We start from the raw sequence: 9633 nt of genomic DNA on the forward strand, positions 1-9633 counted from the left end.
GCCCCGGCGCGCCTCGATGAGGAAACGGCGGGCGTACGCGACGAACGGTCCGTCGGCGCGGATCCGCTCGTCCAGGCGGCGCAGCTCGTCGGTGTAGCGGCCCACGGTGAAGCCGGGCACCGTCCAGACCACCTTGCGCAGGAACCAGACCACCGCGCCGATGTCGTGGAAGACGGCACGCAGCGTGGCCTCGCGCAGGTCGACCACCGTCAGCCCGGCGGCCCGCGCGTCGGCGACCGCCACCTCCGGGTGGCGGTGCTCCGGCGGCGGCAGCGGCCCGAGGATCGCCTCGCTCAGCTCCCGCACCGTGCCGGGGCCGATCTGCTGGGACAGGTAGGCGCCGCCGGGCCGCAGCACCCGGGCCACCTCGTCCCACCAGGTGTGCACCGGGTGACGGCTCACCACCAGGTCGAACGTGGCGTCCCGGAACGGCAGCGGCGGGCGGTCGCCCACCCGCACCACTGTCGCGCCGAGCGGGCGAAGGTTGCGCCGGGCCACCGGCACGTTCGGCGGCCACGCCTCGGTGGCGACCAGCAGCGGCGGCGGCGGCGCGGGCACCTCGGCCAGCACCTCTCCCCCGCCGGTGTCGATGTCCAGCGCCGCCTTCACGGCGGCCATCCGCTCGCCGACCAGTCGCGCGTACCCCCAGGGCGGGCGCTCCTCGGTGGCGCGGCCGCGCAGCCAGTCGAAGCCCCAGCCCTCGACCGGCGCCGCCTCGGCTTCGGCTACCAGTTCCTCGAACGTCCCGACCATGCCCGCGAGCCTGCCGCTCCGCGCCGACCGCGGCAACGGATTTCGGCCGGCGTCAGTACGGGCGTGGGCGGGCGATCTCGACTGTGGAACCGGCGGGCACGTCGGCGAACGGCTCGAACCCGGCCGGCTCGGCGACCCGGTCGAACTGCTGCATCAGCCGCGCGCCCAGGGCCACGCCGACCGCGCCGACGGCGAGCGCCACGAGTTCCGCGGCGAGCAGGACACCGGTCGCGCCCCGCTGCGGCGCGCTCGCCCGGATCAGGCAGGAGAGCAGGAACAGCGCCGCCATCACGGCGTTGACGAGGTTGAACATCAGCACCGTCCGGCTGGTCCGGCCGGCCCGCACGTCCCACAGGTCGACCATTCCGGCGACGGTGGTGAGCCCGGCCGCGACGAGCGCGGCCACCGCGGTCCAGTAGCCCACCTCACCGAGGAACGCCGGACCGCCCGCCACGTCGGCCAGGTCGAAGACCGCGGCACAGACGAACAGGCCGAACGGGAACGTCACCAGCATCGGTTGGATGGGGTGCCCCTGCACCCGTAGACGGCTCTGCATCGCTTCCTCCCCAGGTCCGCGCAGCTCACCAGTCCAGAGTGCTACCCGAGGCGCCGCGGGGCGAAACGACTGTCGCTCAGTTGTCCCGGGGCCGGGAGACGGTCAGCACGAGCCGCTCGGCGACCTCGCGCAGCGGGATGTCCAGCGAGGACGCCGCGCTGCGCAGCACCCGCAGGGCCTCCGGGGCGGGACAGCCGCGCTGCGTCATGATCACGCCGACGGCCTGCCCGACCACCCCCTCGGCCAGCAGCGTGTCGTCGAGCTGACCGGCGCGGGTGGCCGCCCGCTCGCGGTCGCGCGCGGCGGCCAGCAGCAGCCCGGCGTGCTCGGCCAGGAGCATCGCGGTGAGCTGGTGCCGGGGCGTCAGCGCGTCGGGCGAGTCGGCGTAGAGGTTGATCGCGCCGATGACCTGTTCGTCGATGTCGACCGGCGCGGAGATCACCCCGTGCACCCCCAGGGCGCGGGCCCGCTCGTTCCAGACCGGCCAGCGCGGGTCGCCGGACAGCCCGCCCGCGGTGATCATCTCCCGGCGGCGGATCGCTGTCATCGCGGGCGTGTCCGGGCCGTGCCGCAGGTCGTCCAGCTCGGCCCGCTCCGGATCGGAGGCGGCCACGCCGGCGGGCTCACCGGCGCGCAGCGCGGTGAAGCCGCAGCTGTCCACGGCCGGTACGGCGTCGCGGGCGATGCGGACCAGGCGGTCCAGCGCCTCGTCGAACCCGGCCGCGCCGATCAGTCCGGCGGTCAGCTCGCGCAGCAGCGCGGCGGTCTCCAGCACACCAAGGTTGTCGATCATGGGTTGGCGCGTGTCGAGGTTCACCGGGCCGTGGCCTCCACCGTCCACCCGATGTCCCCGCTCGGCGCCGTTGCCTGTCCCATGTCCGTCCCTCCTGTGGCCGGGCCTCGGCCTACTACCCTCCCAGACCGCGGGCGAAACCGCGCAAAAAGGCCCCTCCCGGTCGCGCCGGGAAGGGCCTTTCCGCGCGGGTCAGCGCGACCCGGAGATGAGCCGCCGGCCCACCGAGGCGATCAGCCGGTCCAGCTCCGAGCCGAACGGGTTGTCGTGCACGAGGTACGTCCAGGTGGCGCTCGGCCGCACCAGCTTCGACGAGTCCGGCTCCCAGCCCTCGTCGAACTCGGTCTCCTCGAACGTGGCCACGGTCCGCGTCTCGATCTCGGGCACCAGCGCGTTGAACGCCGGCACCGCGCTGCGGTGGAACTCGTCGAGCGGGTCGAGGCGGCCCAGCGCCCGCAGGTGCACGCCCTCGCGGACCTCGGACAGCTCGGCCAGGTGGTCGGCCCAGAGCCGGTCCAGGTGGTAGAGGGCGATCTTGCGGGCCACGTCGGCGAGCAGGTCCTCGTCCATCTCGCCGGCCTTCTCCGGCACCCGCTCCAGCAGCATCAGCGCGGCGATGTCGCTGGTCAGCAGCCGCTCGCGGCGCTCGGCGAGCGCCTTGCGCTGCTGCTCGATCACCTGGCTGTAGCGCCACGTGTTGCGGTGGATCTCGTGGTTGACGCCCTCGGCGACGCGCTGGGCGTGCTCGACCGCGTAGTCGACCTGCGGGTCGGTGACCAGGCCGTCGGCGTTCATCCGGGGCGAGGCCGGCACGGTGTCGCCGGCGTGCCGGACCACCAGGTCGTCCTCCAGGCTGACGAAGAACACCGACCCGCCCGGGTCGCCCTGCCGCCCGGCCCGGCCGCGGAGCTGGTCGTCGACCCGGCGGCTGTCGTGCCGGCCGCTGCCGATCACGTAGAGACCGCCCAGCTCGGCCACCCGGTCCCGGTCGGCCTGGTCGCTGCCGCCCAGCCGGATGTCGACGCCCCGGCCGGCCATCTGCGTGGAGACCGTCACCGCGCCGTACGCGCCGGCCTCCGCGATGATCCCGGCCTCCTCGTCGTCGTTCTTGGCGTTGAGCACCACGCACGACACGCCGGCGGCGTTCAGCGCGGCGGCCAGCCCCTCGGACTCCTTGACGTCGAGCGTGCCGACCAGCACCGGCCGCCCCGCCTCGTGGCAGCGCGTGATCTCGTCGACCAGCGCCTCCTCCTTCTCGGCGCGGGTGGCGTAGATGCGGTCCGGCTCGTCCTCGCGGACGCAGGGGGTGTTCGGCGGGATCACCGCGACCTCGAGGCCGAAGAACTCGCGGAGCTGGTCGCCGACGAGCACCGCGGTCGCTGTCATCCCGCAGACCGTCGGGTAGAGCGCGATGTACGCCTGCACGGTGATCGTGCCCAGCACCTCGCCCTCGGCGGTGGCGTCCAGGCCCTCCTTCGCCTCGACCGCGGCCTGCAGCCCGTCGGGCCAGCGGCGGCGCTGGGCGACCCGGCCGCGCATCTCGTCGATCAGCTCGACCGAGTCGTCCCGGACGATGTAGTCCACGTCGCGGTGCAGCAGGGCGTGCGCGTGCAGCGCCACGTTCACCGCGGAGAGCTGCCCGACGTGCTCCTCGTCGTACAGGTCGATGCCGCCGAGCTTGGCCTCGACGGTGGCCAGGCCGACCGAGGTGAAGGCGACGCTGCGGCCGTCCTCGGCGACCGTGTAGTGCTTGCCCTTGCGCAGCCCGCGTACGAGCGCGGCGGCGGCGTGCACCGGGTCCTGCTCGCCGCCGACCGCGCCGGCCAGCACCATCGGCACCCGGGCCTCGTCGATCAGGATCGAGTCGGCCTCGTCCACGATCGCGGTCTTCAGCGGCGGCTGCACCCGGTCGGCCAGGTCGGTGACGAGCTGGTCGCGCAGGAAGTCGAAGCCGGCCTCGCTGACCGAGACGTAGGTGACGTCGCAGGCGTACGCGGCGCGCCGCTCGTCGGGCGTGGACGCCTCGTTGACCCAGCCGACGCTGAGCCCGAGCAGGTCGTAGACCGGCGTCATCCACTCGGCGTCGCGGCGGGCCAGGTAGTCGTTGACGGTGAGCACGTGCACCGGGCCGTTGCCCAGCCGCACGTGGCCGTACGCGGCGACGGTCGCGGTGAGCGTCTTGCCCTCACCGGTGGCCATCTCGGCGACCTTGCCGGACAGCAGCGCCATCGCGCCGAGCAGCTGCACGTCGTAGGGGCGCTGGTCGAGCCCGCGCCGGGCCGCCTCGCGCCCGATCGCGCAGATCTCCTCGTACCCCGACGCCTGGCCGGCGGCCTCGGTCAGCTCGGCGTCGGAGAGCTTCTCCAGGTCAGCCTCGCGCGCCTCGATCGCCGGCAGCAGCTTCTCCAGCGGAGCCAGGTCGACAGTCGTCCCCGGGCGCTGGAGGAACCGGCGGAACCTGGTCTTCAACCGTTGCGACACACCCATGAGCGGCAACGGTACGCGAACCGGAGCCGATTGTGACCCCCGCCCGCCGCGCGCCGGGTTCCGCCCGCCCCGTCCGCTTCCGTCGATCATGAGGTTGGCGGCGTCCGGCGCCCGTTTTGTCGCCGCCAACCTCATGATCGACGCCCTGGAAAAGGGGGTCAGGGGGTCAGGATTGCCTGGAGTTCGGTGCGGCGGCGTTGGGCCAGGTCGGTCAGCAGGGTGGGGGCCTCGTCCAGGGGGACCACGGCGGAGATCAGGTGCTTGCGGATCATGTCGCCGTACTGGCGCAGCAGCTCCACCGTCTCCGCGGACAGCCGCTCGCGGTCCCAGGTGGGGGCCAGGCCGCGCGGCACCCGGCCGATCTGCGCGCACCGCAGCGACAGCCCGTTGTGGTGGAACTCCTCGCCGAGCCGGACCGCGTCCGCACCGGCCTGGTAGAACGCCAGGTCGATCACCGTGCCCTGCGGTCGCAGCAGGCGCAGCGCGAGTTGCAGCGCCCAGTCCTGGCCGCGGCACTGGAAGACCACGTCCGCGCCCCGGTCCCCGGCCGCGTGGTTCCACCGGGTCTTGAGCACCACCGCCGGGTCGTCCGCGTCCGGGTCGAGCGTGTCCAGGCCGAGCGCCTCGGCCACCTGCCGCCGGGCCGGCGTCGGGTCGACCACGACCACCGAGGCGGCGCCGTGGCGGCGGGCGAACAGCGCGGTCAGCAGCGCCACCACGCCGCCGCCGACCACCGCCACCCGGCGACCGCGTACCCCGTCGCCGAGCGTGCGCACGTCGGCGCCGCACAGGTCGGCGGCGGCGTGCAGCAGCCCGTTGGCGCAGATCGGGCCCATGTGCGCGACGTACACGCCGAGCAGCGGGTCCAGGTCGTCGGGCAGCGGCACGAACCGCTCGGTGAGCGGGTCGGCGACCCAGCCGCTGCGGTGCCCGTACGTCATGGCCCCGACCTCGCCCACCGCGACGGCCGAGGTCCGGCTCTCCACCACGCGCCCGACCTGCATGTAGCCGAGCCGGGTCACCGGGTACGGCGTGCTCGCCCCGCCGGGCCGGAACAGTCCGAGCGCGGCGTCCCAGGTGACGTGCAGGTACGGGTTGGTGCCCTTGACGAAGCTCAGCTCGGTGCCGGCGGACACGCCGCTGTAGAGCGTCTCCACCCGGAACGTGCCCTCGCGCAGCTCCGGCGCGTCCAGTTCGGCCAGCTCGACCCGGCCCGGGCCGCCGACCACCACCACGCGGTCACGCATCGACGCCCACCCCCGCGTCCACGACCGGCGCGGTGAGCCGCGACGCCGGGCCGGTGGGCAGCGCCACCGGCCGGCCGGTACGCGCCGACTCGGCCACCGCCAGCGCCAGCCGGTGGGTGCGCAGCGCCTCGGCGTACGGCACCCGGACGTCGTCGCCGAGACCACGAACGGCGTCGACGAAGGCCCGGTCGACGGCGATCCGCGCGCCGTCCGGGTCGGCGGGCAGGTGCCGCTCGCCGTCGCCGTCCCGGACGGTCAGGCCGTCCTCGGCCAGCCACAGCGCCAGCCCGTCGGCGAGGATCTCCACGCCGGCCCGGTGCTTCCAGCCCAGCACGCACGACGCGGCGAGCGTGCCGACCGCGCCGGAGCCGAAGCGCAGCGTGGCCGCGGTCACCGAGTCGATGTCGGCGCCGTCGACCGGCGGCGGGCTGCCGTCGCCGTACGCGCTCACCTCGACCGCCTCGCCGGCCAGCAGCCGGACCAGGTCCAGCACGTGCGCGGCCTGCTCGACCACCGGGCCGCCGGAGCGGTCCCGCCGCGCCCACCAGGCCACCGGCGGCACCTTGTCCAGCCAGGCGCCGTTGACCATCCGCACCGGGCGGCCGGCGAGCAGCCGCCGCGCCTCCGCCACCACGTGCAGGTAGCGCCAGTGGTGCCCGACGCCGGTGAGCAGCCCGCGCTGCTCCACCAGCGCCGCGACCCGCTCGGCGGTCTCCAGGTCCAGCGCCACCGGCTTCTCCACGAACATCGGCACCCCGGCGACGACCACCGCCTCCTCGACCGGCCCGTGGGCGAACGGCGGCACGCAGACGTACACCGCGTCCGGTCCGGCCGCGAGCAGCTCGTCCACGTCGCGGAACACCCGGCCGCCGTACGTGCCGGCGAGCGCCCGCGCCGCGTCCGGCGCGACGTCGGTCACGCCGAGCAGCTCCACGTCCTCGAAGCCGGTGAGCACCCGGGCGTGGCGTTGCGCCACCCCGCCGGCTCCGACCAGTCCCACCCGGCAGGTACGCATCCGACCAACCCTCTCGCCACGACTGGAAGACTGCGGTCACCACTCCCCGCGGCGGCCGCGCCCGAAACGTCGCCGAGGGGCGCAACGCAACGTTCATCTGCCCGGAACCGCCCGGTACGCACCTGGTGATCAGGTTGTCAGGCAAGATCCGGTTAGCGCGGATGCGGGATTGGGAAAACCATGGTTCGCGATTCCACCACTAATGGGGGTGCCCGTGCGGGAATCAGATTCGACCGTCTCACCTGTGGTGGAGGCGTGGGCCACGTACCGCACCAGCACCGCCGCCGACTGGCCGGCGCAGCGACTGGTCCGGGCAAAGGGAAACAGCCGGGTCAGCGTGGTGCTGCCGGCGCGCAACGAGGAGGCGACAGTCGGCGCGATCGTGGCGACGGTCCGGGAGCACCTGATGGACCGGGTGCAGCTGGTCGACGAGCTGATCGTGGTCGACTCCCGGTCCACCGACCGGACCGCGCAGGTGGCGCGCGCGGCCGGCGCCGAGGTGGTCAGCCAGGACGCGATGACGCGCGGGCTGCCCCGGCTGACCGGCAAGGGCGACGCGCTCTGGGCCGGGCTGGCGGCGGCCGAGGGGGACGTGGTCGCGTTCGTCGACGCCGACCTGCGCGAGTTCCGGCCGCACTTCGTGACCGGGCTGCTCGGGCCGTTGCTCACCGATCCGGGCGTGGACTTCGTCAAGGGCTTCTACCACCGGCCGCTGGTCGGCGCGACGAGCGTGGAGCCCGACGGCGGCGGCCGGGTGACGGAGCTGATGGCCCGGCCGCTGCTCAACCTGTTCTGGCCGGAGCTGGCCGGCTTCGTGCAGCCGCTCGCGGGCGAGTACGCCGGTCGCCGCCGGGTGCTGGAGCGGGTGCCGTTCGTCACCGGGTACGGGGTGGAGACAGCCATGCTCATCGACCTGCTGGAGCTGGTCGGGCTGGACGCGCTGGCCCAGGTCGACCTGGGCGAGCGCAAGCACCGGCACCAGGACACCGCGGCGCTGGGCCGGATGTCCGCGCAGATCATGCTGACCGCCTGGTCGCGGCTGCAACGGCGCGGCTGGGCGGCGCCCGGGGTGATGCCGGGCGCGCTGCTGACCCAGTTCCGCCGCGGCGGCTCGGAGGCGCTGCCCAACCTGGACCGCGAGGTCGTGGTCAACGACGTGTCGGTGCAGGAGCGCCCGCCGCTGGCGCAACTGCGGCACCGCATCCCGCGCCGCCGCCGGGTCGCGGCCGCGTGAGCGCGAGGAGGAACAACGCATGACGCTCACCGTGCTGATGAACGCCGGTCCGTGGCTGTCCGTGCCGCCGCCCGGCTACGGCGGGATCGAGAACGTGGTGGCCACGCTCGTGCCGGAGCTGCGCCGGCTGGGCGTACGGGTGGTGCTGGCCTCGGTGGAGAGCAGCACGCTGCCGGTGGACGAGAAGATCGCGGTCTTCCCGGACGGCCAGTTCCACGCGCTGCAACGGCCGTACAACCAGGTGTGCGGCGTGTCCCAGGCGCACCTGTCCGGGGTGGTGCGGGAGCTGCACGCCCGCGACGACATCGACCTGGTGCACGACCACGTGGAGGCGGTCGGGCTGGCCACGCTCGCGGCGATGGGCCCGGACGCCCCGCCCGCGCTGCACACGTTGCACTGGGACCTGGCCAAGCACCCCGAGCTGTACGGCAACCTCGACGGCGGCGACCGGGTACGGGTCAACGGCGTGTCCGCGTCGCAGCTGGCGCGCGCTCCGGAGGCGCTGCGCGCGCACGCGGTGGGGCACGTGCACCTGGCCACCCCGCTCGCGGTGGACGCGGACCGGCAAGCCTCGGTGGCGAAGGGCGACCACGTGGTGATCCTCGGCCGGATCAACCCGGGCAAGGGGCAGGACCTGGGCGCGCGGCTGGCCCACGAGGCCGGTTTCCCGCTGGTGCTGGCCGGGCCGGTCGGGCCGTACCACCGGCCGGAGGATCTCGCCGCGGCCGGCGACGAGGCGCGGCAGAACCCGGACGTGCGCTTCTTCCACGACCACGTCGCGCCGTACGTCGACGGCGACCGGGTGCGCTGGGTCGGCACGGTGGCCGGGCGGGACCGCGACGACCTGGTCGCCTCGGCGCGGGCGTCGCTGTTCCCGCTGCGCTGGGAGGAGCCGGGCGGCACCGCTGTGGTCGAGTCGCTGGCGCTGGGCACGCCGGTGGTGGCCACCGCCCGGGGCTGTCTGCCGGAGCTGGTCGAGCACGGCCGCACCGGCCTGCTCACCGGCGTCGAGGAGGAACTGGGCGACCTGGTTCTCGCCGCCGGCGGCCTGGAGCCGGACGAGTGCCGGCGCGAGGCGGCCCGGCGGTTCACCCCGGCCCGGATGGCGCAGCGCTACCTGGAGCTGTACGAGCGGGTCCGCCAGGGCGCGGCGCAGCCGTTGCAGCCCGCCTGACGTACGCCGCCGGCCCGGCGTTTGCCCGCGCCGGGCCCGGGAAACCGTCGCTCCCCGCGTGGCGAGGAGGCCGGCGTGACGAACTCGATGGCGCACTCCCGGGCGCGCCGCAACCCGGCCGACGGCCGGGCGCCGGTGCGCCGGATCGCCTCCGGGTTCGCCGTGCTCCTGCTGCTGCTCGGCGCGCTGGGCTTCGTGCCCGGCATCACCAGCGACTACGCGGACCTGCGCTTCGCCGGCCCGGGGTCGGGCGCCCGGCTGCTGGGGCTGTTCCAGGTCTCGGTCGTGCACAACCTGGTGCACCTGGTCCTCGGGGTGGCCGGGCTGGCGCTGGCCCGTACCGTCGCCGGGGCCCGCGCGGTCCTGGTCGGCGC

The 9633-nt window shown here is 74.7% G+C and carries 9 protein-coding genes; 3 read left to right on the forward strand and 6 right to left on the reverse strand.

All coding sequences use genetic code 11. The features are described from left to right. The 6 genes from KBX39_RS13125 to KBX39_RS13150 all read right to left on the reverse strand — a co-directional run. On the reverse strand, positions 1-753 hold a 753-nt coding region (locus KBX39_RS13125), incomplete at its 3' end, for a class I SAM-dependent methyltransferase (protein WP_210870727.1). Positions 754-805: 52 nt separating this feature from the next. Next, positions 806-1309, reverse strand: a complete 504-nt coding sequence (locus KBX39_RS13130; protein WP_210870730.1) for a DUF2231 domain-containing protein — start codon at positions 1307-1309, stop codon at positions 806-808. A gap of 76 nt (positions 1310-1385) precedes the next feature. Beyond that, positions 1386-2102, reverse strand: a complete 717-nt coding sequence (locus tag KBX39_RS13135) for a GAF and ANTAR domain-containing protein (protein WP_205796412.1) — start codon at positions 2100-2102, stop codon at positions 1386-1388. A 192-nt stretch (positions 2103-2294) separates the two neighbouring features. Then, complete coding sequence (secA2, locus tag KBX39_RS13140; protein WP_043324478.1) at positions 2295-4589, reverse strand: accessory Sec system translocase SecA2; 2295 nt, start codon at positions 4587-4589, stop codon at positions 2295-2297. Positions 4590-4747: 158 nt separating this feature from the next. After that, positions 4748-5836: a zinc-binding alcohol dehydrogenase gene (locus KBX39_RS13145; RefSeq protein ID WP_210870733.1), complete on the reverse strand. Its 1089-nt coding sequence runs from the start codon at positions 5834-5836 to the stop codon at positions 4748-4750. Further along, entirely contained in the window at positions 5829-6851 is a 1023-nt protein-coding gene (locus KBX39_RS13150) for a Gfo/Idh/MocA family protein (protein ID WP_210870738.1), read from the reverse strand. Before KBX39_RS13150 ends, KBX39_RS13145 begins: the two co-directional genes overlap by 8 nt. Positions 6852-7065: 214 nt before the next feature. On the opposite strand from KBX39_RS13150, the gene KBX39_RS13155 reads away from it, so the two are divergent. The 3 genes from KBX39_RS13155 to KBX39_RS13165 all read left to right on the forward strand — a co-directional run. Beyond that, complete coding sequence (locus KBX39_RS13155) at positions 7066-8085, forward strand: glucosyl-3-phosphoglycerate synthase (RefSeq protein ID WP_307851535.1); 1020 nt, start codon at positions 7066-7068, stop codon at positions 8083-8085. A 19-nt stretch (positions 8086-8104) separates the two neighbouring features. Beyond that, the gene (locus KBX39_RS13160; RefSeq protein WP_210870740.1) at positions 8105-9259 is read left to right on the forward strand and encodes a glycosyltransferase; all 1155 of its coding nucleotides are present in this window, start codon (positions 8105-8107) and stop codon (positions 9257-9259) included. A gap of 87 nt (positions 9260-9346) precedes the next feature. Then, the coding region (locus KBX39_RS13165) for a DUF4383 domain-containing protein (RefSeq protein WP_247660152.1) at positions 9347-9633 on the forward strand (287 nt) is incomplete at its 3' end.

This window comes from Micromonospora sp. D75 (genome assembly GCF_018070405.1).
Classification (GTDB): Bacteria; Actinomycetota; Actinomycetes; order Mycobacteriales; family Micromonosporaceae; genus Micromonospora; species Micromonospora chalcea.

Coding starts and splice junctions, on each gene's coding strand:
- KBX39_RS13130 (WP_210870730.1), bottom strand. CDS start 1,309: ATGCAGAGCCGTCTACGGGTGCAGGGGCACCCCATCCAACCGATGCTG.
- KBX39_RS13135 (WP_205796412.1), bottom strand. CDS start 2,102: ATGATCGACAACCTTGGTGTGCTGGAGACCGCCGCGCTGCTGCGCGAG.
- secA2 (WP_043324478.1), bottom strand. CDS start 4,589: ATGGGTGTGTCGCAACGGTTGAAGACCAGGTTCCGCCGGTTCCTCCAG.
- KBX39_RS13145 (WP_210870733.1), bottom strand. CDS start 5,836: ATGCGTGACCGCGTGGTGGTGGTCGGCGGCCCGGGCCGGGTCGAGCTG.
- KBX39_RS13150 (WP_210870738.1), bottom strand. CDS start 6,851: ATGCGTACCTGCCGGGTGGGACTGGTCGGAGCCGGCGGGGTGGCGCAA.
- KBX39_RS13160 (WP_210870740.1), top strand. CDS start 8,105: ATGACGCTCACCGTGCTGATGAACGCCGGTCCGTGGCTGTCCGTGCCG.